Genomic DNA, 23,900 nt, shown 5'->3' on the forward strand with positions numbered 1-23,900 from the left:
TATCAGTCGGACGAGGCCGGCGATTCCCCCACGCCGATGCCCGACGCGGCGCGCCAGGCGTTGACGATCTCGGTGAGCTCGTCGAGCGACACCTCGTCGACGAGGCCGGGGCAGTAGCGGTCGAAGAGCTCGAAGCACGCGTCGAGCTGCTCGAGGTCGGACGCCTCGGCGAGCCCGTTGAGCCGCCGCGCGTCGCGGGCGGGCAGCGAGCCGAGCATCGGCAGCGACCAGACCTTGTCGCTCCCGGCGAGCTTGAACTTCCAGTTCTTCCTCAGGCCGGGGATGACCGTGAGGTTCGGGCGCCTCGCCACTACGCGCTCACCACCTCTCCGTCGTCGGTGAGGATGTAGATGTTCTCGCCGTTGGCGTCCGGAGACGTGGTGAGCGTCACCGCGTAGCCGACGGGGTCGGTGTTGTTGAACGTGATCTCGTCGAGGGCCGTGACCTGGCCGATGGGCACGACGATGAGCATGCGCGCCTTGCCGTCCTTCATCTTGAAGACCCACGTCTTCTGGTCGGGCAGGTGCGCGCCGATGGCGGCCTTGAGCTGGTTTCCGTGGTCGGAGGTGGCGGCGGACGCGGTCACGTAGGCGTCGCCGAACACCATCTTGAGGCCGGCCTCGTCGGTCTGGATGATCGTGAAGCTGATCTCGCCGACGAACTGCTCGAGGATGCGGCGCACGACCGCGCCGCCCCACGACGGGATGTCGCTCGTCGAGTAGTCGGGCGTGATCGTGACGCCGTCCTCGCTCACGTAGCCGCAGTCCTTGAAGCCCTCGTCGAGAGTCACCTTCGACGGCGTGATGTCTTGCAGGTCGGGCACGGTCGTGCCCAGCGGCGCCTGAAGGATCGCGCCCGTCGTGAGTTGGTCCGGTGTACCAACGTACACCTTCTTGGCGTCAACAGCCATGTATCCTCCTATCTTGTGGTCCTGCACGTCACGGTCGCGGTGAACTGGGCGCGCGGGACGGTCGGATGCGCCGGGTCCGGCGCGATATGCGGCAGCAGGGTTATCGATGCCTCTCGCCAGTGGACCGAGGAGCCCTCCGTCTGGGGCAGCCTCGCCACCGCTCCGGCGAGTCGGTCGGCGGTGGCCACGGCGGATGCCCATGTGCCGGCCCATACCGAGAAGGTCACCGAGTGGGAGTCCACGTATGGGTTTATCCGGGTCCCGCCTATCCTGAGTGCCGACGCGAGCGGGAGCCGCTCGCCCAGCTCCTCGGGGACGGGCGGGGCGGTGACGGTGATGCCGGAGGCGGCGAGGTCGGCCGCGAGGGCCGACTCAACGTCGACGGGCTCTAGTGCTTCGGTCGCCACTTGGCACCTCCAACCTTGGGCCAGACCTCGCTCATCCACGTCTCGTGGTCGAGGCCCTCGATGCGCTCGGGCGGGCCGTCCGTGCGCACGAGCATGCGCGGTCGGTCGCTCGACCTGCCCTGCTCGACGCGGTAGGCGCGCCCCGTCTCGGACTCGAGCTCGGTCGCCTTCCTCTGGGCCTCGGCGGCGATGGCCGCGACGGTGCCGGCGTCGTTGAGGATCCCCCGGAACCCCGCGTCGTGGAACTTGATCTTCATGGCCACGCGCGTCACCCCACGTAACGCGCGAGGTCGCACCTCACGTGCGAGACGGCTCCGGTCGGCGACTCGCGCCTCTGCGGGGCGCCGACCACCTGGTAGGTCTCGCCCGAGACGGTCCGCACGCGGTCCCCGATCTCGATGTCCGAGCCGGGCGGGGCGTAGAGGGCGGCCGTCACGTTGACGCCCACGCGGGCCTCGCCAGACGATTCGCCCGTCGACACGGGCAGGACTGCGCACCTCGTGATGCTGAGCACGGTCGGGTCGGCCCAATCGTGCTCGATGGCGCCCGGCCTCGTCTGGACCTTGCGGGCGCGCAGGACCGTGACGGTGCTCCGGCAGAAGCTCGGCAGCATCACGACCACGTCCTCTCGAGCCGGTAGCGCGAGAGCATCGCGAGATCGGAGTCGAGCAGGCGCACGCCTCCGGAGACCCCGTTCCCCGTCTGGTTGTAGGTGATCGAGACGTCTCCCGCGCTCTCCTGGCGCACGCCGGCGGGCGCGACGAGCGAGTTCGACGCGACCTGGGCGGCGATGACCGCGAGCTCGGCCGCGACGGCGGTCGGGAGGCCGGCCTCGTACTCGACGAGGACCGATCCGTAGCCGGGCGCCCATCGCTTCCACTGGCAGCGGCGCAGCATCCCCGCCTGGCTCCACTCGTACGCGCCCTCCCCGAGCTCCTGCCCGCGCTCGGTGACCGACTCGATGCCGGTCACGAGCAGGGCGGGCAGGCTGACGACCCGGTCGCCGCCCGCGAGCGCGGCGCGGCACGGGAGGGACGGGGCCACGTGCCACCCGCACGCGGCCCTGATCGCTGCCGACACGCCGGCGAGGACCTCGTCGACGCCCTGCGTATCGGGGCCGAACCGGCCCTGCGTGAGCGCCGCGAGCTGAGCGGAGTCGATGAGCGGGGGAATGGCCCCTCCCTCCTCCGTGCCGATCTCGTAGCCCCACGGCGTGAAGGTCCAGACCATGTCCCCTCCCCGGCTACGCGGAGAGCGCGGACAGGTCGATCTCGCAGAACGCCATCGGGTACCGGATGGCGAGCGCGCCGCGCTCCTCGATGCGGATCGAGACGCGGTTGTAGTTGAAGTCGTCCTCGTTGGTGTCGGTCATCTCTACGGTCAGGCCCTTGCGGGAGATGAAGGAGCCGCCCTGCTTGAAGGCGCCGACGAGTATCGTGCCCTCCTCGATGGCGGGGGTCACGACCGTGTGGCGGCCCCAGATGGGAGGATCCTCCTCGAGCTGGCCGTTGCCGTAGGCGCCGGCGAAGTAGCCGCCGCCGTAGTACTGGCCGTTGGCGTCCTTGCCGAGGCGCAGGGCCTCGTAGTCGACCGGGTTGATGACGATGGCGTCCGCGCGGAACGGGGAGGCCGTGTAGACCTTGGTGAGGCCCTTGAAGATCAGGTCGGCGACCTTGTCGCCGCTCTTCGCCGTGATCTTGCCGATGCCCGTGCGGGTCAGCACGCCCTGGATGTTGTTGCCGGACGCCGCGCCGTTGAGCAGCATGTCCTCCTTGGTGATCTCGTGCAGGTAGATGCCGCGGTTGTTGATGGAGCTCGCGAGCCAGGGCAGGTCGTCGAGCATCTCGTCGGTCTCCTTGTAGACAGCCGCGATCTTCTTGACGGGGTCGGTGACCGGCGTCGGGTCGCCGAACGTGACGCCGGGCTTCTTTGCGCCCTCGGCGGTTCCGGCCGGCGCGCCCTCGACGGACGCGTTCTCGACGAAGTAGGTCACGGCGCTGCGCGTCGTCGTCTCCTGGCCGAACAGGTCGGCCACGGTCAGGCGGCGGCGCGGGCCCTCGTAGACGCGCTCCTGGACGTCGGCGAGCGCGGAGTCGACGGCGGAGGGCTTGTCCATGACGTCGCCGGCGGCCTTGGAGCCCATGTAGGTGCCGTAGTTGACGGAGCTGCGCTGGGGCTTGCCCTTGGACTTGACGCCCATGGCGACGAACTCGCCGAGCGTGCTGGGAGCGGACTTCGCGCGCGAGCCGTCGGAGCCGCCGGCGTTCATGGCGCCGATGCCCTTGACGGTCGCGGCGAAGGCGTCTGCTGCGGACATCTTCTCCTGGACCTCGGCGATCTCCTTCGCGAGCTGCTCGCCCTCCTTGAGGGCGGCGGCGTCGCCGGCCTCGACGGCCGGCATGATCTCCTCGGCGCGGCCCTTGAGCTCGGCGAGGCGTTCCTTGAGGTTCATTCGGTTCTCCTTACCTGATGAGTTTCTTCAGTTCCTCGGCGATCGCGCGCGACTTGGCGGCCTGGTTGCCCTGAGGGTCCTCCCCGGCCTCTCCCTCGTCTCCGTCCTCGCCTCCCTCGTCATCGGGCGGCACGGAGCCGTCCGGGATGAGCGGTTTCAAGATCTCGAGCGCATCGTGCGCGGCCTCGCCGATGGACTCGAGCGCGGCGGCGGCCTTGGCGATCTCGTCGCCGTTTGCCTTCGAGATCGCGGCGCCATACTTGCTGCGGGCCTTCGCCTCGACGATCTCGGCGTGCCCGTTCGCGGGCACGAGCACGACGGACACCTCGTAGAGCCTGAGGCGTCGCAGCTCGTTGGCCTTGCGGCCGTCCGCGAGCTCGACCGTGCCCTCGTCGAGCACGTCGAAGGCGAAGCTCATCTTGTAGAGCCTCCCCTCGCGCACGAGCTGGCGCACGCGCTGCGCCTTCGCCGAGCCGTCGAACGACGCCTCGGTGAGCAGGCCGCGCTCGTCGACCGATAGGGCCGCGATTCCGATGTTGTAGTCGGGGTCGTACATGTTGTGGTCGTAGAGCAGCGGGACCGGCTTGCCGGACTCCGCCCACTCCTTGAGCGTCTCGTCGAACGCGCCGGGGGCGATGACGTCGCCGTAGCAGTCGGGCTCGCGGTCGAAGGTCGCTGCGTAGCCGGTGAAGCCGCCGTTCCCCTCGTCGGTCCCCGACTCGATGGGGATGTCCTTGTATCTCACTGGATGCTCCAATCTGCCGCCAGCTGCGGCGGCCTCTCGTACCAGTCGCGGATGCGCGCCTCGGTGCCGGGCGGCCTCGAGTCCTCGGCGCATCGCCTGAGGCACTCGTCGATTCCCGGGTCCATGAGGACCAGGCGGGCGCCGGCGTCGCGGTACGCGGCGATCTGGTCGGCGCTCGGGCGCGAGTGGATGACCCACGCGGGCCACCTCTTAGCCATGACGCGCGACACGGCTGCGTCGCGCGCCCTCGACGCGGTGTCCGCGACCGCCCTCGGGGCCTCGTGGTCGCGCCTCGACCCGAGGGCGCGGGCGATCGCGTCGTAGTCGACGGTCACGTCGCCGTCTCTCGCATGGGCGCGGACGTAGGTCGACTTTCCCGCGCAGGGCGGGCCGACGACTACCGTCAGCATGCGGGCCTCCCGTCTCATGGATAGGGCCGCCCGCGGGCGGCCCCTGTCTAATCTGGAATGGTCACGGTGACCTCGCACCGGCAGTTCGCCACGTCTTCGACGGGCAGCGCCGTCGAGTCGCCGGGCCAGTCGGCCCCGTTGGAGAACTTGCTGTCGATCGGGACGGTCTCTCCGTCCATGCGCCGGTGCGACGCGCGCGGGCTCGACGACGTCGTGTTCCATGTCTTCATTGCCGTCGAGGGCGCGCACTGGCGCGACGCCTCGAGCACGGACCAGCCGGCGATCGCCGTGGCGAGCGACTGGGCCTGCTGCGCGGCGCGCGAGCCCTCGGCCTTGTCGAAGACACCCTCGGGGGTCGAGCCCTCGGCGTCCTCGCCGACCTCGCCGTCGACCGCCGCCTCGAGCTGGGCGAGCGTCACGGCGTTGATCTGCGCGGCGCGCGACCGCGCGAGCGCGAGCAGGAAGTTGCGGGTCCTCGGCACGTCGTAGAGCGCCGGGTCGATGCCGAGCGCCTCGAGCGCCGACTTCGCGGCGCGCTCTGACCCCGCCATGATCGAGTCCATGAGGTCCTCGGCGAGCTCCCGGTCCCACCTCTCGGCGTCCCACCATGCGGGCTCGCCGCCCTTCCTCGCTGGCGCGGACTTCGCGCCGATGCGGGACAGGACGCTCTTGCGCTGGCGGCGGTAGAAGGCGCGCAGCGCCGACTCGTACGCCGACACGTCCTCGTCGGCGGGGTGCCCGCTCGCCTTGAGGCCGTCCGGCGCCTCGCCCGACTTAAGCGACGCGCACGACGGGCAGCCGCACGCGGGATAGTGGCCCTTCTCGGCCGGCTGCCACGGCTCCATGACGTATCCGGACTTCGGCGCCGTGTCGTTCGGGCTCGCCAGCCCGCCGACGAGCACGTTGAGCGGGACGATGAGGTCCCCTGCGGGCTCGGCCGGCATGTTCATGAGGCCGCGGGCCTCCTCACGGCTCATCCAGGGGCCGCCCACGGCCGACTGCAGGGCGCTCGCCTGCTCCTCGAAGCTGCCCTGCAGCTTCGCGCGGATGTCGAACTCGACGTACTCGGCGGCCGGCGCCCCGATCATGGGCAGGAGGTCCTTGTTGACGCGCTGCGCGATCATGGTGAGCAACGGCATGAGCGTGTCGGCGTAGAGCGATCTGGCGTTGTCCTTCGCGCTCGCGTAGGTCTGGCCGCTGCCGGGCCAGATGACGCTCGGGTTGATGTGGTAGGCGGCGGCGACGTCCTCTCGCGACAGCTGCACGCCCGCCGCCCAGTCCTTCTCGCGGGCGTTGTACTCGACGGGCTGGTAGGTCATGCCGTCCTCGAGCACGGGCGTGCCGCCCGATCTCGACCCGCCGCGCCCCCAGTTGTTCTTGATGTCCTCGCGGAAGCGCTTCGCTCCGGCATCGGTCCAGTCGACGCCGGCGGGCCTTGCGACGTAGCCGGTGATGCGGGCCGCGTTCGCCCACACGCCGCGCCGGAACTCCTGCGCCTCCATCTGCTCGGCGAGGGTCTGCCTGAGCGACTCGACGGGCGACAGGGCGTTCGCCGGCTCGCCGGGCTTGTAGCTGCAGAACATGACGCATTGGGACGTCGGGACCGAGACGGTCGACGCCGCGCCGTCGGTCGGCCGGAAGCTCAGCTGGTCGTACGAGAAGCCGTCCGAGCCGTCCTTCGACGTGATCCACGCGGTCGGGATGAGGCGGATCTCCCAGCCCGACTCCGATGATGAGGATCGCCCGACGAGCCAGGTCGCGCGCCCGTACAGGCACCACTCCATCAGCGTCTGGTAGATGAGGTCGTATCCCGTCATCACGGGGTTCGGGTTGCGCAGCAGCAGGGGCAGCGTCCCCGTCGTGTCGCGCTCGCGGTCTGAGTCCGAGCGCCTGATGTAGCACTTGAGCGGCAGCCCCGCGACGTTCTGCGCTATGAAGTCGACCACGGTGCGCAGATGGGGCTGCTCGGCGTAGAGGTCCTCGACCGATTTGCCCATGACCCCGCGAACGGCGGCGCCGGACACGACGACGCGCGTGCCGGACGGCAGCATGGAGCGCAGGATCGATGCGAGTAGGGGCACGATCCCCTCCAATCACTAGACGACCATCATGCCGCGCTCGGCGGTGTAGGCCGATTCCTTCGTTTTCGTTTCGGGTTGTGCGGTGAGCAGGCCGAGGGCCATCGCGCACGCCATGATCGGCGAGGCGTCCTCGGGGGATGCGGTCCTGTCGAACACGAACGCACCGTCTCCGAGCCCCTTCTTCGCGGCGGTCGCGGCGGCGGCGTCGAGGACGGGCTGCGGGCGGTGCATGACGCGCACGGCGTCCGATTCCGACCCCGGCGCGCACGCGGCGACGCCGTCGTAGAGCCTCCCGCAGTAGGCGGCGAGCTCGGCGCCCTCGACCTCGTGGACCTCGGCCCCGCGGATCGCGAGCAGCTGGTCTGAGATGCTCGAGACGGGCGCTCCGCGCTTCTGGTAGGCGAAGCGCAGGTGCGCACCGGGCCGGCCGGCGCGCTCGTCGAGCCACCGCACGACCCACTCGAACCCCGCACGGCGGGCCACGACCTCGACGTGCCTGCGCCCGTCGGCGCGGACGCCGGCGACGGCGATGGACGCCCACGTCCTCTCGGGGTTGACGTCGACGCCGTACGCGAGCGGCGAGTCCTCGGCGATCTCGGAGCCGGGGTCGGTCCCCGCCTCCCATGCGCCCTCCGGGAACGGCTGCTCGCGGATCGTCTCGACCCACTGGCAGAGGTCCTCGGTTCGGAACGTCGCCTCGGGGTCGGTCGCGCAGTCCGACGCGATGACGCGCTCGGTGATCGTGCCGTAGCCCATCGACGGGTTCGCCTGCCGCCACCCCTCGCGGTCCCATTTGGACGCACCGGGGGGCGCGGACCACTCGAAGATGCCGATGAGCGGCGCGGACGCGCCCTCCTCGGCGCCGTCGTCGCCCCCGCCCATGTCGCCCACCGACTCGCACCACCCGTCCGGGTCGCCGAGCTCCTTGTGGGCGAGGTAGCGCAGGTGCCTGAGCACGACCGAGAAGCCGTCTCCGGCGTTGGACAGGCACAGGATGAGCGCGTTTGGCTTCGCGTTGGTGGTCTTGGTGACCGCGCCCCACGCGTCGAAGGTCAGGTGCTCGCGCAGCTCGTCGAGGATGACGACGTCGGCGGTCTTGCCGCGAGCTCCGCGCCTCGACGCCGCCGCCACGCGGTAGGACCGGCCGCCGGTGAGCCTGAGGTTCTTCTTGCCGTTCACCCGCACGACCTGCTCGAGCTCCTCGGCGAGCTCGTCGTTGCCCTCGACCATCTCGACGGCGCCCTCCCACGTCTCCTCGGACGTGTCGAGGTTCTGCGCGGTGCCCAGGACGAGCGACACGCCGAACACGAACAGCGCCCACAGCGTGAACACGCGGGCCATGGTCGACTTGCCGTTCTGGCGGGCGATGAGCAGCAGGATGATGCGGAAGCGGAACGTGCCGTCCGGGTTCGCCTCGAGCGCGTGGATGAAGAACCAGCGCTCCCAGGGGAACAGGTCGATGTGCAGGACGGCCTCGGCGAAGGCGATGACCGAGAAGCCGTAGCTCGTCTCGGGCGTGAGCTCCCGCAGCGGCGGCGTGTAGATCCTCGGCTCGGTGACCCCGAGCAGGTCAGCCATCGGCGCGCGGCCTCATCGGCCCGATCTCAAGCCTGAGCGACTGCAGGGCGCTCGCCTTCCCGGAGCCGTCGCCCGGCGCTTCGGCCAGCAGCTGCTCGAGCTTGTTGAGCCCGAGCACGTAGCTCTTGAACAGGGCGTTGTAGCCGTCGAACGCGGGGTTGCGGCGCTCGCCCTTCTGCCCGCCGCCGTTGTCGTACTTGATCGCGACGCCCTTGGAGCCGATCTGGCGGCGCGTCGCCTTGAGCTTGTCCGCCTGCCACAGCACCTCGACGGCGAGGTCGAGCGCCATCTGGCGCCTCGGCTCGGGCAGGTCTCCGACGAGCGCCTCGGCGGCGGAGCGCTGCTCGTCGTCCAGCTGCGCCAGCGTCTTGCGGGGCATCGCTCCACCCCCTTATTCGCTTCTGATGTTTCCCCAGTTGGCTCCCGCGCCTTCTTGACCGCGCGCGAGCCACCCCGCCCCGGGTGACCGAGGGGGGAGAGGAAGATAACCGGGCGCGACTCGCCGCCGCGCCCGCGCAGGGAGATTCCGACTCCCCTACCCTCTCGGCGCGCTCACCACATGCGCGACGGCGAGCCGAGGTCGTTGGTGTTGCCCTTCTTCCCTCGCGCGCGGTTGCACGAGCAGTGCGAGGGCCTTATGTTGCCGGGGTCGAACGCGAGGTCCGGCCGCTTGGCCACGGGGACCACGTGGTCTGGCTCCCATGCGTCCGGCGTGCCGGACGGGGCGCGGTAGTCGATGGGCTGGCCGCAGATCCAGCACGGAGCGTCGGCTCTCCGGTCGCGCTCGTAGAGGTTCAGCCTGAGCTTCTGCCATCGCTTCGTCCCGCGCGGGTCGCGCTCCTTCACTACGCCGTGGCGATGATGCCGGCCGTGCGCAGCGCGGAGAGCAGGCCGTTGAAGTTCTCGGCGGTGACGGTGCCGGAGGCGTCGGCCACTGCCGCCGCCTTCTTCACGCCGCCGAGGGTGCTGGTCGTCGCGGCGGGCAGGGTGTACGACCCTCCCCCTCCCCCCAGGTCCTCGGGGTCGCCGTCCGCGCCGATGAACACCACCTCGGTCACGGTGTCGGTCTGCCCGGGCGTCGGCGCGCTTGACGCCGCGATCGGGCGGAGGAACTTGGCAGCCTGGCTCATGTCCGTCCCCTTTCACGAGAGCGCCGCCGAGACCGGATGGCGTCGGCGGCGATTGAACCCATAGAGAACGGGACCGCCGCGTCGGTGCGATCGCGGCGGTCCCGTCTGTTCCTCTGGCGCCGGGCGCGCTTGCGGGCGCCCGACACACTTGTCGTTGTAGCGAACTTTACGAAATCGAGGTAAGTAAATGCAAGTCGCGGTTATCTGGGCAAACCGGATAAGATTCCGTTCTCGCGCGTTTTTCCACATTCCGGACACTTTTGACCTGCGGTTTCCCGAAAACATTTTTCACGCGTCCTTGACCTCCGCCCATCCGACGCGGTCGATGTAGCTGAAAGCCTCGGCGGCGAGGGCGCGGCACCACTGCCTGGAGCACTCCATCTCCGCAGCCGCCTCCGCCCAGGTGGACCCCTGGACGTAGTAGAGGCACACCGCGTCCGAGTAGCGCGACCCCTTGAGCTTCGCGAGCCCGCCTCGGCCGTCGCGGCCGTAGAGCACCTCGGTGGCCGCGTCGATGTCCGCCTCGGATCGGGCGACGAGCGCGGCCATCCTGCCCTCCATGTCTATGCGGGAGCCGACGGCGTCCATGGGGTCGCCGCCGGCCGATGATCCGGACGATATTCCGTATGTCTGGGCGCGTGCGCCCTCCCGGGCCCTGAGCCTCTCGAGCATGGAACGGGAGCGCTCCAACCTGATGACCTCGGCGCGAACCGACTCGAAGTACTCCCTCGCCCGCATGCATCACTCCTTGGGGTAGATCGGGAACCCGTTCACCGTCATCGCGACGATGTCCGCCGCGAGGAAGTGCCCGAGCACCGCCTGCGCCTCGTCGACGAGGACCGACCGCTCGAGCGCCGTGAACTTCGCGGCGAACTCGTAGGGCGTGGCGGGCGCCTTGATGGGCACCCCCATCCGCTGCGAGAGGAAGACGAGCGAGCGCGCCATCTCGTGCGTCGGGACCACGATGCGCGCGCCGGTCTGGGCGGACGCGTTCACGAGGAAGGCGCTCTTGCCGCTCTGGCGCCCGCCCACGAAGCAGCCGGTCCCCTCGCTCATCGCTCGCCCCCGTCGCGCAGGACCGCCTTGCGTGAGTCCACCCACTTGCCGCCGCGCCCCGTAGAGCCGGGCTCGCGCACGACGATCTTCCCCTTGTGGCTCATCGCGACCACCTGCAGGACGCGACCGCCGAGCACGACCTCGTCGTCGAGGTAGATGACGCGGCCGTGCGCGTCGCGCGGGTGCGACCTGAGCAGGCGGTCGGTCTCGGTATCGTCCTTGCCCGCCTTGAAGAAGCGATCGAAAAACATGCGGTTCCTCCTTAGTAGGAAATTCCCTCGTCGTACTGCTCGGCGCGCTGCGCCTCCCGCTTCACGGTCATGAGCTCCACCTCGTCGACGCGGACCTCGATGGCCTTGCGCGGGACGCCGTCCTGCTCCCACGACCTCGCGTGGAGCCTGCCCGTCACCGCCACGCGCATGCCCTTGCGCAGGATCGGCGCGATGCCCTCGGCGCGCTTGCCGAACATCACGCAGTCGATCCAGCTCGTGTGCTCTCCGAACGAGCCGTCCGCCTGCGGTACGCGCTCGTTGACCGCGACGTGGAACGTCGTGACGGGCTTGCCCGAGCGCGTGATCCTGAGCTCCGCGTCGGCGCCGAGGTTCCCCGAGATCGAGACGATGTTCAAGCTCATGCGGACCTCCTCACTGCCTCGAGGATGGCCGCGCGCTGGTTGTGCCCGAGGCCGCGAACGCGGCGGGTCTCCGAGATGCCCAGGCTCCTCATGAGCCGCTGCGCCCTCGCGAACCCCCAGCCGGGAACGCACCGCAGCAGCGTGAACACGCGGGTCCGGCGCACGTCGACGTCTCCGGCATCGGACATCGAGAACACGTCGACGAGGTCGAGCGTGCCCTCGCGGACCCTGTCGAGCATCTCGCTGCGGCGGCGCCTGGCAGCCTTCGCGCACTTGAGGAACTCGCGGCGCTGGTTCGCCGTCAGCTTCGGGACCGGGTTGTTGATCGGCCCGCCGTTCCTACCGTTTCCCATCATCTACCTCCTGACCGTGTATGTCCCGTGCACCCCGACGCTCTTGAGCGTCTGGATGATGATCTGCGCGTGCCTGGTCGACTTCGTGTGGACCGTCTGGGCGGGGATGTCGATCACGCACGTCTTGGAGCGGTCCGCTGCGTCGCGGCGGTTCCTCTCCTGGCTCGCCGCCATCGCCCTGCCCATCGCATCCATCAGCTTCGGATTCCCCTCCATCGGACCCCCTCTCATCGGATGATTCCGAATAATTGCCTCTTATCCCGCAAGCACCGCACGGCCCTCCCATCGGATAGACGCCGCACGCTCGCCTTTTGTCCCTCCACGGCTTGGCCCGCGGGGACCACGCCCTGTCAGCCATCTGCCACGCCCCCTCGGGCGAGGTCCGCGGCGCGCCCGAACGCCTCGGCCGCCGCGGCGTCGCGTCCGGGAAGCACGTGCGCGTAGATCCTCAGCGTGGTCGACTCGTCAGCGTGGCCCATGCGCTCCGAGAGCGTCTTGAGGTCCACCCCGGCGTCGAGGCACCACGTGGCGTGCGTGTGGCGCAGGCCGTGGAACGTGAGCCGCTTCGGCAGCCCCAGCGCGTCGCGCAGCTCCGAGAACTTGCCGCTCACGGTGTCCGGGCTCATGAAGCGCCCGTCGACGGTCACGAGCGGGTCGTCGGGCCCGAACGGGCCGAGCACCCGGTCGATGAAGGCGCACACGCGGTCGATCACGGCGATGTCTGCCTCTCGGACCGTGACGTTGCGGCACCGCCGGCCCTTCGTGATCTCGCGCCTCCACGGCGGGCGCCCGGGGGCGACGATGACGTTGCCGCCCACGTGGACGAACGTTCGCCGACGGTTGACGTCTCGACGTCGAACGGCGCACACCTCGCCGACGCGCATCCCGGTCACGGTCGCGAGCCAGGCCGCGAAGGCGTAGACGCACCGGCACACCGACGCCTCGTCCTCGACCTCGGGCTCCATGGCGGCGTCGAGGGCGCGCGAAACGGCCGAGAAGTCCGCCTCGTCCAGGGACGCCGCCTCGACCTTGTCGGGCGAGGGCTTGCGGACGTAGATCATCGGGTTCTGCTCGCAGATCCCCGCGTCGACGAACCAGTTGAAGGCGCCGCGCAGGAAGTTGTGACACGCGATGACCGAGTTGCGGCCGATGCCCTGCCCGCCCTCGTCCTTCGGCTTGAGCAGCGTCTGCTCGAAGCGGGCGAGGTCGGTCACGGTGAGGTCGCGGGCGATCGCGCCGTGCAGGTAGCGCCGCACGTAGTTGCGCGTGAACAGCGTCCACTGCTTCACCGTGTTGGGGCTCGCCCCGCCCCGGTCGCGCATCTCGATGTAGTCCACGAGAAGGTCGAAGAGACGCGCGCTGCGCACGCGGCCGTCGGCGGTGAGGTGCGCGGCCCACGCCTCGGCGAGCGCCTGGGCCTCCTCGCGCGTCGAGGCGGCAGGGAAGCGCCGGTAGGGCCTGATCTGGCTGCCCAGCGCATCGATGCCCAGGTACGGGCGGCAGTACCACACGCCGTCCGAGTCCTTCCTGACCTCGACCCTCATCGCCCGCCCCCGGAGCGCGCGAACTCGAGCGCGACGAAGCCGATGCCGGCGAGGATAAAAGCGGCGAGCGCCAGGAAGCACCAGCCCGCGCCGAAGAAGATGCCGATCGCGATCGAGACGGTCACGGCGAGGAGCACCACGAGGACGAGGGCCAGACAGCCCAGCCCGGTCTGCTCATTCGTCATCCGCATCACCCCCTTCCCCGTCCACCTCGTCGAACCCGTCGACCGCGTACGGCCCGGGCATGGCGTCCGTGTACGCGACCTCGCAGCTTCCGATCGAAGCGAGCCGCGTGACGGTCATGACGATGCCGCAGTACTCGCGGCGGTCTCGGTAGCGGTCGTTGAGCACGACCCTGGAGCCGACCCCGATCACAGCTCATCGCCGCCCTCGCTGCGCGCGATGGCCGCGCTCGCCCACATGGCGGCCTCCTCGAGCTTCGTCATGGCGAGCGACTTCTCGCGCGAGTCCGGGCACAGCCCCTCGATGGTGATCGCGAGCGACTTCGCCTCGGAGAGAATCGTCCGGTGCCGAGCGGCCTGGTCTGCCGTTGGAACCCGGTCGCAGCGGAAATTGGCCTCGATGGTCTCGACGTTCATGTCACATCCCCTTTTCCTGTTCTAGGATCCATGCCGCGCGCGCCGCGATCTCGAACGAGCGGTCGAGCGCCGCTTCCTTGAGCGCGGCCTTCATGCCGTCCATGTCCTCCTCGGGGAAGCCGGGCGGCGCGTAGAACCACAGCACGACCGCGTAGCCTGGCTCCTTCTCGTTCGGCCGCAGCCACTCCCACGAGGGCACCCACGGCCTCATGAGACCCTCGCGTTCCACGTGCCGAGGGCCTTCGAGATGAAATCGAAGTCCGAATTGTCGGCGCCTCTGGACCGGTGGAAAGTCTTGGTGCTCATCCCGCATCCGGTGCACACGACGTCCGATGCCAGAAACCCGTACTTATCGGACCAGACCCTGATGCGCCCCTCCTCGCCGCAATGCGGGCAGATCTTGACTCCCGCCCCAAAGAAATCCTTCAACGCTCAACCCTCCATCCCATCAGGCCCATATAGTCGGCGAGCCTTGACATCGCCGTCATGGGCATCGTCGCGCTCGCGGCCCTTCTCGAGAGCAGGCCGGTGCGCACCCATGCGGTCCAGCGGCCCGGCTCGCATCTCAGGTGCACCCGGCGCCTGCGGCCGCGCGGATCAATCAGCCTCATGGGCGCCATCGACCTCCCCGTCGCCCCGTCCGGGGCAGAGCGCGTCGCGTATCTGGTAGGAGAGGCCGTACAGCGCCGCCGACGCGTCCCCGGCGATGTCGGCGAGCGGCCCGGTCGCCTGCATGGAGAGGTCCATGAGGCCCTCTGCGTCCTCCTGCAGGCAGGCGGCGGTCTCCAACAGCTCCTCGTAAGCGGGGCGCCTGATCGGCTCGATGAGGGCCGCGAGCCTCGTGCACACGGCCGCGAGCGCCATCTGCCCCGGGATCTTGAGGTAGTCCTCTCCGTAGAGTGCGAGCCCGATCGCCGCCAGCTTCCCGTGGCCGGGGCGGTCCTCGACGGACCTCAGGGCCTCCGCGACGCGCCAGCGCTCGGAATCGCTGATCTCGCTACCGATCTTTGCCATGTCTCCTCCTTCTCGTCTCTGCGTGATGCCTCGCGTCGTAGCGAAGATGGCACGGCGCGCACATGGCCATGAGGTTCTCTTCGCTGCAGTCGGCGGGATCGTGGTTTAGGTGCGCGACCGTCAGGGTCCTTTTGTGCGTATCGAACGGCTCGCCAGGCTTGCGGCACTGTTTCCCGCACGCCTGGCACCTCCATCCCGCGGCATCCTTGACCGCACGCGCGATGCGCTCCCAATCGGCTGGATACTTCCAGCGCTCCATCGGCATCACTCAACCACCCTCGCACCGCATCCCGGGCAGTAGCGGAAATGCGCCTTGTAGGGCGGCTCGGTACCGAACCAGCCTGAATCGGCACCGAACATCATGCAGTAGCTGCACTCGGAGCAGACGAAGCATCCGCACTCGTCGTCCGGCTCGTCCGTGACGATCTCGGTTCCGTCCTCCTCGATGCGGACCGCGTACATCTCCGGCTCGTAGCGGCACGTGCGCTCGGGCCCCGTTCCATCAGTCATCTTTCCTCCCATTCGTCCTCGGGGCGCGCAGCCCCTTGTCCAGACACGCCCGGCAGGTCCGCTGCCGGTCGAACTCGGGCTTGAAGGTCTCCCCGCACACGGCGCACGCGCGTGGCCGCTTCCTCACGGACGAGGCAGCCATCTTCAGGCGCGCCAGGGCGAGCACGGCCTCCGCGGTCTCCCGGTCGCTCCACTCCTGCCCCATCCGGTTCATGACGCCCGCCTCCGCGTTCGTGACCAGCAGCAGGTTCGCCGGGTCGAAGTTCCTCAGGTCGTGGTCGCAGAAGATGATCTTCGTGCCCTTGGGCTGCGGCCTGCCGTGCGCCCGCTCCCATACCAGGCGGTGCTTCGGCACCCAGTTGTCGTGCGCCTGGCGGGTCCGGGATGGCCGGTGCGCGACCTTGACCTCGATGTAGCCGTCCCGCGTGACGCGCTCGCACCCGATGGGCAGGCGCGCGGCGTTGTGCGGCAGCTGCCCGGCCTTGAAGCGCGTGTCGCGCGTGCGCTCGATGGCCTCCGGGGTCATGAAGTCCTCTATGCGCCTTCCCTTATTCGACGGGGCGTTGCCCTTCTGGAAGCGCCCGCCGACCGTCCCGCTCCTGACGCCGCGGACCGCCTTGAAGTTCTTGATCTGCGGGCGCGTCAGCTCGATCCCGAAGCGATCCTTGAAGCCGGCGCGGATCTCCGCCTCCGAGTGCCCAGGGATGAAGGCGGTCATCCACTCGACCATGTCGGGTCGCTTGCGCCACCTGATCGCGACCGGCATCTCACGCCCCCAGCATCTTCGGCATCGCGCGGCGGTTCATGAGGCTGTCCTGCACCTGCACCGCCTTGAGCACCGTGTTGGCGTTGTCGATCGTGACCCCCGCCAGGTCGCTCACGGCCTTCGCGCGGTCCAGCTCTCGCTCAACGGCGTCCTCGTCGGCCATGTCCATGCTCATGAGCTGCCGCATCTCCGCGAAGAGGATGTCGTTCAGGCTGCCCAGGTTGGCCTGGCCCGCGCCCTTCGACTCGTCACTCGTCGACATTGCCGCCACCCTCCTCCCCGTCGCTCGAGGGCCTCCGGATGTCGGCGAAGCGGAAGCGGTCGGGCGCGATCATGCCCACCTGGCCGTCGCAGAACTCGATGACCGCGACCGGTATCGCGTGGCCGTTGTCCGCGAACTGGTAGAAGCCGTAGAAGGTGCCGTCGACGATGCCCTGCTTCGCATCGACGAGGACCGGTCTCGTGTTGCCCATGTCTGCTCCAATCTGTTGAAAACTCAGCCCCCTGTTGAAAATCGGAAAAGTTTTCAACAGAGAAAGAAGTGGCAAGAAAGAGAGGGTTTCTGGTTGAGAGGACTCCCATAGAGTGGTTTCACCCTTAAAGGGGTGAAACCACTATTGTTTTGTTTTGTCTTGTTTTGTTTTATGGTTCGCCATCGGTTTGAGAGTGGTTTCGGTTCTCGTAAACCGGTGGTTTTCGCAGTGGTTTCCTGAGTGGTTTTCGAGGTGGTTCATAGGCCGGTTTCGACCTCCTTGCGCTTCCTCGGGCGCCCGCCCTTGGCCCCGTTTGCTCGCTGCCGGCCGAAGTACTCGCCGTTGCGCATCATGCGCTGGCTGTAGACCTCGCCCTCCCCGTTCACGCGCAGCAGCCCGATCTCGACGAGCGCCTCCACGAACGCGCGGCAGTCCTCGACGGCCTGCATGTCCCCGAACGAGGCGCTCTGGAAGCGCAGGGCCTCGGCGACTACGTAGACGTCGTCCTCCTCGGCCATGGGCAGCGCGTGGCCGCTCGTGGCGGCCAAAAGCTCGCACAGAAGCCACCACCGGCCGTAGCCCTCGACGCCGAAGCGGCGCATGAGCTTGCGGCACCGGATGTCGCCGGCCGCGTTCGAGTCGTGCGGGAAGAAGGCCATGGGCTCGAGCGACCGGGCCTCCATGTCGGTGCGCGGATCTCCGCTAGGCATTGGGCACCTCCCCGTCGTACATGCTCCGCCTGGTCTCGAGGTTCATGCCCGGGTGCCTGGCGAGCAGCCAGCGGGCCATGAGGGACGAGTCCGAGTTGTTGATCGAGTACACGCGCACGGTCCCCTGGTAGTCCGTGAACGGAACGCCCACGGCCTTGTAGCGGCCCTCGTAGCGCTGGCGCTCGATGAGGTACTTCGTCGACACCCGCAGCCCGTGGGCGTCGATGGAGAGCGCCGTGAGCTCGAGCTCGCGCAGGACGTCGGGGTTCTTGCGGCACCACTCGGCGAACAGCTCGCGCCGGTCGGCGGCGCGCAGGGGCCACGGCCTCACGCGGGCGATCTCGTCTGCCATGACGGCCTCGACGGGCAGCGAGTAGTCATTCGTCCCCATCGGCCGGCTCCTTCCCGTTCAGGCGGTCGAGCAGCTTGTAGACGGCCTCCTCTATGCTCTGGCCGCACACCTCGCCCTCGATCTCGAGCGGGTACGGCGTGAGGTTCGGCATGGTCTCCAGCTCCCCGTCCGAGACGCTGGCGAACTGCACGAGCGCGCACGGCTTGCCGTCGCTGTCCGTCGCCGGCATGGCGGACAGCGCGATCATCTCGGGCGTCATGATTCGATCCCGAAGACGACCTCGTTGGCGGCGCTTGCGGCCGAGATCTTGTCGATGGCGGGCCCGTTGACGGAGCCCATGATGAGGGCACGGGCGGCGACCTTGGCCGCGGTGAGTCTCAGGGCCGGGTCCAGCCCTCTGAGGACGGCGCCGATGGCTGACCCGAGATCGGACGCCATCTCGATGATCTCCACCGCCGAGATCTCGCCGATCGCGCCCATGACGACCTCGCCGGACTGCACGCCGAACAGAACGACCGAGTCGAGGTTCTCCAGCTCCTTGACACCCATGGCGATCGTCACGACGGTGATGCGCCTGATCTTGACGTCCTCGTACTTCATTCCATTACCTTCTTCCATGTGACGAACTTCGCCTGCTCGTTGGTGCTGCCGCCCGTGCGGATGCCGCACTTGGGGCACTGCAGCCTCGTGACGTCCATGCCGGTCCTCTTCTCCACGGGCGCGCACCCGCACGCCCTGCAGGGCGGCATGTCGGAGAGCTCGAGGAACCTCCCCCTCATGCGACCACCCGATCCCATGTCGTCTCGATCCACTCGTCGATGCCGCGGCGGGAGATCCTCAGGTTGCGGCGCTGCGCCCCCTTCGACTCGGGGTGCACGTAGGCGGCGAGCCTGCCGCCGAAGATCGCGCCGCGGATCGTCTGCTCGCTCACCTGGGCGTAGCGGGCCGCCTCGGCGACGGTGAGCCAGCCGTGCTCGATGTCCTTCGCGCTCACAGCGACCACACCCAGCGGAAGAAGGCCGCGAGGAGCGCGGCGAGGCCGACGTACACGGGCCACCACCCGATGACGTCGAACAGGGCGCCCAGGGCGGCGCACGCGAGCGCGGGCAGGATGCCGCTCACGGACAGGACGATGAAGACGGCGAGGAACCAGTCGCGCCAACGCTCGTAAGGTGATAGAATGACGGTCGACATTCGACGCGAACCGAATGCACCGCCCGCCGCGAGTTTGGTCCTCCGGCGGGCATCTTTTTGCCTACCGGACGAAAAAGCACCGGTTAAAGCAGTGGTTTCCATAGGTAAAACCTCCGGATAATCTCGAATGGAATAATCAGTCTCGGGTTAGATGGCGCCGAGGAGCGCTGCGCACAAGAGCGCGATCATGGCCACGTCGGCCAGCAGGATCGCGGCCAGGGCGACGAGGAGCGCGATGCACACGCCGTCGCTGGGCATCTCCATCTACGCCACCTCCCGGCACGCCAGCTCGTCGAGCGTCTTGCCGAACAGGTCGCAGATCTGCTCGGCGCGGTCGAACGTCAGCGAGCGCTGGCCGTAGATCCAGCTCTTGAGCGAGCCGGTCGACACGCCGAGCGCCTCGGCCGTGTCCTCCGTGTTGAGCCCCGCGTCGACCATCCAGCTGCGGATGCGGCGTCCGACGTCCTGCTTGTTCATGTGGTGACCACCTCCAAATCGATACAAACCTTAGCTGCTATTGAAGCTTAGAGCTACTTTGTGTAGCTCCTTGCTCTGAATAGTAGCTACGTTTTGTAGCTATGTCAACAAAAAAGTAGCTGCGAGTTGAAAAATAGCTACAAACCGTATACGATTGCTTTATGAATTAGGAGGCCGTAATGAACCTTCAACTTATGAGGCTGCGGAAAGCCGCTGGTTATGCAAACAGAGATGATTTTGCTGATGCTCTAGGGGTGAATAGGGCAACATTTAAAGCGTGGGAAACAGGCAGGACGCGCCTCAAGCTCGAGGACGCCTGCGACATTGCCGACCTGCTACACTGCACGCTCGACGAGCTCGCCGGCAGGGACTTCCAGCCGGCCGCCTACTCGGATCCCCGCCAGCAGTCGCTCAACCACTGCTACTCCCTGCTCGACGAGAGGAGCAAGGACGACCTCGCGGGCATAGCCTCGACGTTCACGGCGGACGCGTCCCGCCTAGCCGTTAAATCAGGGCAAGATACTGGCGATGAGGCCGAGACGGTGAGGAGGGCGGTCTAGGTATTGGGTTGTTGCGGTTAAGGAGATAACTGTTTTCCTGGTCGAGAGACCTGCCAGTTGACTCCCATTTTCGCGAGGTCGCGGAAATGGGCAAAAGGGACAGAAGCGGCCCCGCGCGGGAACTTGGCGGAACGCGCACGGGGCCAGGAGCGGATGCAAGGAGCACCCATGGCTGATACTACCAAAAAACGCTCTAAGCTGGGACACAAGAAGGAGGTGCGGCCCGGCGTGTGGCGCGTCGAGGTCAGCTCCGGGTACCGCGCGGACGGATCGCAGCGCAAGGTCTACGGCACCGTCCACGGCACCGAGCAGGACGCCCAGGCGGAGATCTACCGGATCGCGCACCTCATGAAGCGCTACGTCGGGCTCGGGTCGGGCGCCACGCTCGACGAGTACTTCTGGTCGAGCTTCGCGCCCGGCAGGAGGGCCACGACGACGCGCGCGAACGCGGAGACGTGCGAGAGCGTGTACCGCTGCCATATCGCCCCGCACTTCGGGTCCTGGAAGCTCGAGGACATAGACAACATCGCCGTCCAGCAGTGGATCTACACGCTGCCGCCCCAGAGCGCGGACACCTACGCGCGCGTCATGCGCACGGTCATGAACCAGGCGCACTTCGACCACCTGATCGCGGAGTCTCCCATGTGGGACGCCTACAGCTTCAGGTACCCGCGCAAGGACCGCGCCCCGCTGCCCGTATGGACCTCCTTCGACGTCATGGACTGCATGGAGCGCCTGCGCGGGCACAGGCTGTTCCCGATCTGGCTCGCCATGGTCGGCGGGGGGCTGTCGAGATCCGAGGCGCTCGGGCTGGACTGGGAGGACTTCACGTTCTCGAGCGTGCTCGGGCTCGACGGCGCGGAGCACCACATGGCGTCGGCGGCGATCGGCCGCGCCTACACTTCGCGGGACGGCATGAAGGATCCTAAGACCTCGCGGCGCTACCGCCAGATCAGGATCCAGCCCCCGTTCTCCGACGAGCTCTACGCGGTCAGGGGCCTCGGGCCGATCTGCAAGGGCGCGAAGGGCGCCAGGATGTCGGCGAACTACCTGCCGAAGGTGTGGAAGAGGCTCTTCGAGCGCGGGGGCCTGCTCGAGGGCCTGCCGTTCGTCGGGATCAACCGCATGCGGGCCACCTACGCGACGCTCATGCAGAGCGCCGGCGTCGACAGCACCGTGATCAACGCGATGCAGGGGCGCTCCCGCGACTCGAGGGTGCTCTACTCCAACTACCTCGCGCCATACCCGTCGACGTTCGAGCATGCGGGTCGCGCCCTCACCGGAGTTTTATGCACGGGAGGGGCCGCGCCGGCGCCGCAGGCCCGCGCCCTTAGCTGACCTTAGCTGACGCGTAGCGCGAAAACGAAAAAAGCTCGGGGGCCTTTCGGCTCCCGAGCTGGTCTTTCGTGGTGGGCGTTACAAGATTTGAACTTGTGACCTCTTCCGTGTCAGGGAAGCGCTCTCCCCCTGAGCTAAACGCCCGTTCAGGTGGTGCGCTCTTCAGCGCGAGGAATAATATACCGAAGCCCATCGGGTCTGTAAAGCACTTTTTCAAAAAAATTTTGCCAGCGCGAGATCGACCGCAAAACGCCAGCTCAGAAGCATGGGCTCACCCTGGCCCGAATCGCTTCGCGCACACTTCTTGCGCTCCCCTACTTATCCGAGATCGGCAGATCCTCTCCGATCTCCATGTTCTCGAACGTGCGCTCCATGAACTCGTCGTCGAAATGGGTGTCAACATACACCTCGAACGGATTGCGCGGCGGCACGTCGCGATGCCGCTGGCCGGCTCGCCAGAAGCACGCGAGCGTCATGACGATGTCCAGCACCATGAAGACCGACAGCGCCCCGACGACGATCCGCTGCTGGCGCGTCGTCGGCTCGCCGATGCGGAAAATCAGCTCGGGCATGATCGCCTTGCACCACACCAGGCCGATCACGCCCCACATGGCCAGAAACCGCCATGCGATCCACTGGGTGATGTGGTCCGGCAGCCCCAGATACGTCCACGACTGCAGGTCCGCGAAATGCTCCATGCTCCAACCGGCGCACTGCTCGAGCGTGCCACCAAGGGCCGCCGAGATCAGAAAGATCTGCCACCAGGGCCGCTCGCGCACCTGCCAGAGGCACAGCGTGAGCAGCACGGCCCCCAGGCCGTACAGAGGCGAAAAGGGGCCCCATACGAGCCCCACGCGGCTCTCCACGATACCGAACACGGCAAACGTGTAGATGGTCTCCAGCACGAGCCCTAAAACCGAGGCGATCAGGAAGATGATGATGTATTGGTACAGCGACGGAGTGCACGTCTCGAGATACTGGTTGCGCAGATACCGACGCGAGTCGACCACGAACCGGCGCTGCTCCTTGGCGAGCACCGCCCGGCGCCGCCGGTGTCCAAACCGCTCGGATTCGCGCCACGACGCGCCCGCATAGACGCTCTCGTCGATCGTGCCGTCCGAGAGCATGCGCTTGAACAGGCGACCGGATCCGTGAGAATCCTGGTATTTCTGGACAAACCACCCGATTGCCCGCGCAATCAGGAAAACGAGGACGACAAAGACGAGGATCCGAAACACGACGCTCTTTCCTTCAGATGCCAACACTCAATGTAGTGCATAGTAGTGCGTAAACGGCCGGTTGAAAACTTTTTCAGATTTCCCCTTGCGAAGTCTTTAGAATTCGCGTATATTACTTTCTCGCAAGCGGACATGGCTCAGTTGGTAGAGCACAACCTTGCCAAGGTTGGGGTCGCGGGTTCGAGCCCCGTTGTCCGCTCCATCGCGTGATTCGGGCCGATTTTTAAAATCGGCCCTTCTCATATAGATGGCGAAGTGGCCAAGTGGTAAGGCAGAGGCCTGCAAAGCCTTTACCCCCGGTTCGAATCCGGGCTTCGCCTCCAGACCGTCTCAGGGGCCCCGCGCGGGCCCCTTTTCGTAAGCCCGCAAGTTCGGGCCCATCGCACCATCCTATATGTAGAACATCCGAGCCGCCTCGGCGCCCCTCTCGCCCAGGACTCCCTTCGCTCATACGAACCATCTTGCCGGCGTCCGCAGGCGCTCGACCGAGCTTCCTATGCGGCGGGCTTCAAGAGCTTGATCAGGCGCACGAGCGTGCCTCGCGCGTCCTCGCGACGCCTCACCTCGACGCTGTCGACAAGCATGCGCATGAGCTTGATGCCCCGCCCGCGCTCCTCGCTCTCGTCGGGCTCCTCGTCCGCCGCGATCTCGAAACCCTGGCCGCTGTCACGCACCTCGACGACCACGCGGTCGGGATAGGCCGCGACGAGCATCATGCACCCCTCGCCCCCGTTCGCATGGTCATAGGCGTTGGACAGCGCCTCGCCCGCCGCCAGCGCCACATCAAAACGGTCGCTGTCGTCCATGTGCAGGGCCGAGATCATGTCTGATACGCGATGGCGGTAGTACCCGAGGTTCTCGACGCCCCGCTGGATGGAGATGCTTTTGCTCCACAGGGGCATGACACCGGGCTTCAGCAGCGGGACCGGAGGCCGGGCGGCAGCGGTCACGTGCAGCGCGTCGATCAGGCGCGCGATCTGCATGGAGCGCGTCACCCCGGGAGACGTGTTGACGAGCGAGAGCAGACCGCCCATCTGCGCGAGTCTTCGCGAGCGGGACAGCAGGCACGCGAGTCCCGAGGAATCGATGAACGTCACGCCCTTGCAGTTGACGAGGATACGCCGAACGCCGGAAGCGACCAGCGCGTCGATCTGATCGCGCAGGGACGCGACCGTGCTGATATCGATATCGCCGGTCGGGGTGATCACCGCTATGTCGTTCCACTCGTTCATACGGTCATGGTTCCCCGCACGGGCGCGCTCTATTCACCACCGCAGGCGAAAGGCGCGATGGCGTCCGCGCATCGCGGTCACCCCGGGCGCAGGCCCCCGCTCATTCATGAATCAATAGAGCCGGTTTTATCGTTTGC

The 23,900-nt window shown here is 67.6% G+C and carries 43 protein-coding genes and 3 tRNA genes; 4 read left to right on the top strand and 42 right to left on the bottom strand.

All coding sequences use genetic code 11. The annotated features are described in order from the left end of the window. Positions 1–2 precede the first annotated feature (2 nt). The 39 genes from QVN30_RS07790 to QVN30_RS07975 all read right to left on the bottom strand — a co-directional run bounded on the left by QVN30_RS07790 (position 3) and on the right by QVN30_RS07975 (position 19,395). Complete coding sequence (locus QVN30_RS07790) at positions 3–311, bottom strand: hypothetical protein (protein ID WP_087200591.1); 309 nt, start codon at positions 309–311, stop codon at positions 3–5. Further along, positions 311–910, bottom strand: a complete 600-nt coding sequence (locus QVN30_RS07795; RefSeq protein ID WP_087200593.1) for a phage tail tube protein — start codon at positions 908–910, stop codon at positions 311–313. Before QVN30_RS07795 ends, QVN30_RS07790 begins: the two co-directional genes overlap by 1 nt. 8 nt (positions 911–918) lie before the next feature. Beyond that, positions 919–1,317: a hypothetical protein gene (locus tag QVN30_RS07800; RefSeq protein ID WP_087200595.1), complete on the bottom strand. Its 399-nt coding sequence runs from the start codon at positions 1,315–1,317 to the stop codon at positions 919–921. Continuing rightward, a complete protein-coding gene (locus QVN30_RS07805) occupies positions 1,299–1,580 on the bottom strand; it encodes a hypothetical protein (RefSeq protein WP_143753788.1) in 282 nt (93 codons plus the stop codon). Before QVN30_RS07805 ends, QVN30_RS07800 begins: the two co-directional genes overlap by 19 nt. A gap of 5 nt (positions 1,581–1,585) precedes the next feature. Continuing rightward, positions 1,586–1,939, bottom strand: coding sequence for a hypothetical protein (locus tag QVN30_RS07810; RefSeq protein WP_289836004.1), 354 nt, complete (start codon positions 1,937–1,939; stop codon positions 1,586–1,588). Beyond that, on the bottom strand, positions 1,930–2,547 hold the full coding sequence (locus QVN30_RS07815; RefSeq protein WP_087200601.1) for a hypothetical protein: 618 nt from the start codon (positions 2,545–2,547) through the stop codon (positions 1,930–1,932). The genes QVN30_RS07810 and QVN30_RS07815 overlap by 10 nt, the downstream gene beginning before the upstream one ends. Before the next feature lie 13 nt (positions 2,548–2,560). Beyond that, the gene (locus QVN30_RS07820; RefSeq protein WP_289820880.1) at positions 2,561–3,769 is read right to left on the bottom strand and encodes a phage major capsid protein; all 1,209 of its coding nucleotides are present in this window, start codon (positions 3,767–3,769) and stop codon (positions 2,561–2,563) included. Between the two features lie 10 nt (positions 3,770–3,779). Next, the gene (locus tag QVN30_RS07825; RefSeq protein ID WP_289820881.1) at positions 3,780–4,514 is read right to left on the bottom strand and encodes an HK97 family phage prohead protease; all 735 of its coding nucleotides are present in this window, start codon (positions 4,512–4,514) and stop codon (positions 3,780–3,782) included. Further along, the gene (locus QVN30_RS07830; RefSeq protein WP_087200607.1) at positions 4,511–4,924 is read right to left on the bottom strand and encodes an AAA family ATPase; all 414 of its coding nucleotides are present in this window, start codon (positions 4,922–4,924) and stop codon (positions 4,511–4,513) included. The genes QVN30_RS07825 and QVN30_RS07830 overlap by 4 nt, the downstream gene beginning before the upstream one ends. Positions 4,925–4,971: 47 nt before the next feature. Further along, on the bottom strand, positions 4,972–7,005 hold the full coding sequence (locus tag QVN30_RS07835; protein ID WP_289820882.1) for a phage portal protein: 2,034 nt from the start codon (positions 7,003–7,005) through the stop codon (positions 4,972–4,974). A gap of 15 nt (positions 7,006–7,020) precedes the next feature. Next, on the bottom strand, positions 7,021–8,583 hold the full coding sequence (locus QVN30_RS07840; protein ID WP_087200610.1) for a terminase large subunit domain-containing protein: 1,563 nt from the start codon (positions 8,581–8,583) through the stop codon (positions 7,021–7,023). Next, positions 8,576–8,962 (bottom strand): hypothetical protein, encoded by a 387-nt coding sequence (locus QVN30_RS07845; RefSeq protein WP_087200612.1) that lies wholly within the window; start codon positions 8,960–8,962, stop codon positions 8,576–8,578. The genes QVN30_RS07840 and QVN30_RS07845 overlap by 8 nt, the downstream gene beginning before the upstream one ends. A 173-nt stretch (positions 8,963–9,135) precedes the next feature. Further along, positions 9,136–9,429 carry an HNH endonuclease gene (locus QVN30_RS07850; protein WP_289820883.1) on the bottom strand — a complete coding sequence of 98 codons (294 nt, stop codon included), beginning with the start codon at positions 9,427–9,429 and terminating at the stop codon, positions 9,136–9,138. After that, positions 9,429–9,713 (bottom strand): head fiber protein, encoded by a 285-nt coding sequence (locus tag QVN30_RS07855; RefSeq protein ID WP_289820884.1) that lies wholly within the window; start codon positions 9,711–9,713, stop codon positions 9,429–9,431. Before QVN30_RS07855 ends, QVN30_RS07850 begins: the two co-directional genes overlap by 1 nt. A 288-nt stretch (positions 9,714–10,001) precedes the next feature. Then, positions 10,002–10,451, bottom strand: a complete 450-nt coding sequence (locus tag QVN30_RS07860) for a hypothetical protein (protein WP_289820885.1) — start codon at positions 10,449–10,451, stop codon at positions 10,002–10,004. Positions 10,452–10,454: 3 nt separating this feature from the next. After that, on the bottom strand, positions 10,455–10,769 hold the full coding sequence (locus QVN30_RS07865; protein ID WP_087200619.1) for a hypothetical protein: 315 nt from the start codon (positions 10,767–10,769) through the stop codon (positions 10,455–10,457). Then, the gene (locus QVN30_RS07870) at positions 10,766–11,020 is read right to left on the bottom strand and encodes a hypothetical protein (protein WP_087200621.1); all 255 of its coding nucleotides are present in this window, start codon (positions 11,018–11,020) and stop codon (positions 10,766–10,768) included. Before QVN30_RS07870 ends, QVN30_RS07865 begins: the two co-directional genes overlap by 4 nt. Positions 11,021–11,031: 11 nt before the next feature. Further along, complete coding sequence (locus QVN30_RS07875) at positions 11,032–11,403, bottom strand: single-stranded DNA-binding protein (RefSeq protein ID WP_087200623.1); 372 nt, start codon at positions 11,401–11,403, stop codon at positions 11,032–11,034. Further along, positions 11,400–11,756 (bottom strand): integration host factor, actinobacterial type, encoded by a 357-nt coding sequence (gene mihF, locus QVN30_RS07880; protein ID WP_143753794.1) that lies wholly within the window; start codon positions 11,754–11,756, stop codon positions 11,400–11,402. Before mihF ends, QVN30_RS07875 begins: the two co-directional genes overlap by 4 nt. 3 nt (positions 11,757–11,759) lie before the next feature. Then, entirely contained in the window at positions 11,760–11,972 is a 213-nt protein-coding gene (locus QVN30_RS07885) for a hypothetical protein (protein WP_289820886.1), read from the bottom strand. Positions 11,973–12,106: 134 nt separating this feature from the next. After that, the gene (locus QVN30_RS07890) at positions 12,107–13,300 is read right to left on the bottom strand and encodes a tyrosine-type recombinase/integrase (RefSeq protein WP_289820887.1); all 1,194 of its coding nucleotides are present in this window, start codon (positions 13,298–13,300) and stop codon (positions 12,107–12,109) included. Continuing rightward, on the bottom strand, positions 13,297–13,485 hold the full coding sequence (locus QVN30_RS07895; protein WP_289820888.1) for a hypothetical protein: 189 nt from the start codon (positions 13,483–13,485) through the stop codon (positions 13,297–13,299). Before QVN30_RS07895 ends, QVN30_RS07890 begins: the two co-directional genes overlap by 4 nt. After that, positions 13,475–13,675 carry a hypothetical protein gene (locus QVN30_RS07900; RefSeq protein ID WP_289820889.1) on the bottom strand — a complete coding sequence of 67 codons (201 nt, stop codon included), beginning with the start codon at positions 13,673–13,675 and terminating at the stop codon, positions 13,475–13,477. The genes QVN30_RS07895 and QVN30_RS07900 overlap by 11 nt, the downstream gene beginning before the upstream one ends. After that, positions 13,672–13,899, bottom strand: a complete 228-nt coding sequence (locus QVN30_RS07905) for an Acb2/Tad1 domain-containing protein (RefSeq protein ID WP_289820890.1) — start codon at positions 13,897–13,899, stop codon at positions 13,672–13,674. Before QVN30_RS07905 ends, QVN30_RS07900 begins: the two co-directional genes overlap by 4 nt. A 1-nt stretch (position 13,900) precedes the next feature. After that, positions 13,901–14,128 (bottom strand): hypothetical protein, encoded by a 228-nt coding sequence (locus tag QVN30_RS07910; protein ID WP_289820891.1) that lies wholly within the window; start codon positions 14,126–14,128, stop codon positions 13,901–13,903. Beyond that, entirely contained in the window at positions 14,107–14,328 is a 222-nt protein-coding gene (locus tag QVN30_RS11470; protein WP_353738877.1) for a primase-helicase zinc-binding domain-containing protein, read from the bottom strand. The genes QVN30_RS07910 and QVN30_RS11470 overlap by 22 nt, the downstream gene beginning before the upstream one ends. A gap of 168 nt (positions 14,329–14,496) precedes the next feature. Beyond that, a complete protein-coding gene (locus QVN30_RS07915; protein ID WP_289820892.1) occupies positions 14,497–14,913 on the bottom strand; it encodes a hypothetical protein in 417 nt (138 codons plus the stop codon). A 264-nt stretch (positions 14,914–15,177) separates the two neighbouring features. Next, positions 15,178–15,423 (bottom strand): hypothetical protein, encoded by a 246-nt coding sequence (locus tag QVN30_RS07920; protein ID WP_289820893.1) that lies wholly within the window; start codon positions 15,421–15,423, stop codon positions 15,178–15,180. Continuing rightward, positions 15,416–16,153, bottom strand: a complete 738-nt coding sequence (locus QVN30_RS07925; RefSeq protein WP_289836006.1) for an HNH endonuclease signature motif containing protein — start codon at positions 16,151–16,153, stop codon at positions 15,416–15,418. Before QVN30_RS07925 ends, QVN30_RS07920 begins: the two co-directional genes overlap by 8 nt. Before the next feature lie 37 nt (positions 16,154–16,190). Then, on the bottom strand, positions 16,191–16,451 hold the full coding sequence (locus QVN30_RS07930; RefSeq protein ID WP_289820895.1) for a hypothetical protein: 261 nt from the start codon (positions 16,449–16,451) through the stop codon (positions 16,191–16,193). Next, positions 16,438–16,662 carry a hypothetical protein gene (locus QVN30_RS07935; protein WP_087200651.1) on the bottom strand — a complete coding sequence of 75 codons (225 nt, stop codon included), beginning with the start codon at positions 16,660–16,662 and terminating at the stop codon, positions 16,438–16,440. The genes QVN30_RS07930 and QVN30_RS07935 overlap by 14 nt, the downstream gene beginning before the upstream one ends. 257 nt (positions 16,663–16,919) lie before the next feature. After that, positions 16,920–17,372 (bottom strand): Lin1244/Lin1753 domain-containing protein, encoded by a 453-nt coding sequence (locus QVN30_RS07940; protein ID WP_289820896.1) that lies wholly within the window; start codon positions 17,370–17,372, stop codon positions 16,920–16,922. Then, on the bottom strand, positions 17,365–17,763 hold the full coding sequence (locus tag QVN30_RS07945) for a hypothetical protein (RefSeq protein WP_289820897.1): 399 nt from the start codon (positions 17,761–17,763) through the stop codon (positions 17,365–17,367). Before QVN30_RS07945 ends, QVN30_RS07940 begins: the two co-directional genes overlap by 8 nt. Then, a complete protein-coding gene (locus QVN30_RS07950) occupies positions 17,750–17,983 on the bottom strand; it encodes a hypothetical protein (RefSeq protein WP_087200656.1) in 234 nt (77 codons plus the stop codon). Before QVN30_RS07950 ends, QVN30_RS07945 begins: the two co-directional genes overlap by 14 nt. Further along, positions 17,980–18,342 carry a hypothetical protein gene (locus QVN30_RS07955; protein WP_289836007.1) on the bottom strand — a complete coding sequence of 121 codons (363 nt, stop codon included), beginning with the start codon at positions 18,340–18,342 and terminating at the stop codon, positions 17,980–17,982. Before QVN30_RS07955 ends, QVN30_RS07950 begins: the two co-directional genes overlap by 4 nt. After that, complete coding sequence (locus tag QVN30_RS07960; RefSeq protein WP_087200660.1) at positions 18,321–18,503, bottom strand: hypothetical protein; 183 nt, start codon at positions 18,501–18,503, stop codon at positions 18,321–18,323. The genes QVN30_RS07955 and QVN30_RS07960 overlap by 22 nt, the downstream gene beginning before the upstream one ends. Beyond that, on the bottom strand, positions 18,500–18,718 hold the full coding sequence (locus QVN30_RS07965) for a helix-turn-helix domain-containing protein (RefSeq protein ID WP_158095703.1): 219 nt from the start codon (positions 18,716–18,718) through the stop codon (positions 18,500–18,502). The genes QVN30_RS07960 and QVN30_RS07965 overlap by 4 nt, the downstream gene beginning before the upstream one ends. After that, positions 18,715–18,918: a hypothetical protein gene (locus QVN30_RS07970; protein ID WP_289820899.1), complete on the bottom strand. Its 204-nt coding sequence runs from the start codon at positions 18,916–18,918 to the stop codon at positions 18,715–18,717. Before QVN30_RS07970 ends, QVN30_RS07965 begins: the two co-directional genes overlap by 4 nt. Before the next feature lie 264 nt (positions 18,919–19,182). After that, positions 19,183–19,395: a helix-turn-helix domain-containing protein gene (locus tag QVN30_RS07975; protein WP_289820900.1), complete on the bottom strand. Its 213-nt coding sequence runs from the start codon at positions 19,393–19,395 to the stop codon at positions 19,183–19,185. 194 nt (positions 19,396–19,589) lie between these two features. Here QVN30_RS07975 and QVN30_RS07980 point away from each other — a divergent pair, with 194 nt between their 5' ends. Next, positions 19,590–19,955 (top strand): helix-turn-helix transcriptional regulator, encoded by a 366-nt coding sequence (locus QVN30_RS07980; RefSeq protein ID WP_289836034.1) that lies wholly within the window; start codon positions 19,590–19,592, stop codon positions 19,953–19,955. 168 nt (positions 19,956–20,123) lie between these two features. Continuing rightward, positions 20,124–21,293 carry a tyrosine-type recombinase/integrase gene (locus QVN30_RS07985; protein WP_289820902.1) on the top strand — a complete coding sequence of 390 codons (1,170 nt, stop codon included), beginning with the start codon at positions 20,124–20,126 and terminating at the stop codon, positions 21,291–21,293. 69 nt (positions 21,294–21,362) lie between these two features. On the opposite strand, the gene QVN30_RS07990 is transcribed toward QVN30_RS07985, so the two are convergent. Then, a tRNA-Val gene (locus QVN30_RS07990) sits at positions 21,363–21,437 on the bottom strand. 170 nt (positions 21,438–21,607) lie between these two features. Beyond that, complete coding sequence (locus QVN30_RS07995) at positions 21,608–22,531, bottom strand: putative ABC transporter permease (RefSeq protein WP_204571525.1); 924 nt, start codon at positions 22,529–22,531, stop codon at positions 21,608–21,610. Between the two features lie 126 nt (positions 22,532–22,657). Here QVN30_RS07995 and QVN30_RS08000 point away from each other — a divergent pair. Both QVN30_RS08000 and QVN30_RS08005 read left to right on the top strand, forming a co-directional pair. Next, positions 22,658–22,733, top strand: a tRNA-Gly gene (locus QVN30_RS08000). A 47-nt stretch (positions 22,734–22,780) separates the two neighbouring features. Further along, a tRNA-Cys gene (locus tag QVN30_RS08005) sits at positions 22,781–22,854 on the top strand. Between the two features lie 171 nt (positions 22,855–23,025). Here the strand turns inward: QVN30_RS08005 and QVN30_RS08010 are convergent. Beyond that, positions 23,026–23,763 carry an anti-sigma factor antagonist gene (locus tag QVN30_RS08010; RefSeq protein WP_066834497.1) on the bottom strand — a complete coding sequence of 246 codons (738 nt, stop codon included), beginning with the start codon at positions 23,761–23,763 and terminating at the stop codon, positions 23,026–23,028. Positions 23,764–23,900 lie beyond the last annotated feature (137 nt).

The sequence above is a fragment of the Collinsella ihumii genome (genome assembly GCF_030385545.1).
GTDB lineage: Bacteria > Actinomycetota > Coriobacteriia > Coriobacteriales > Coriobacteriaceae > Collinsella > Collinsella ihumii.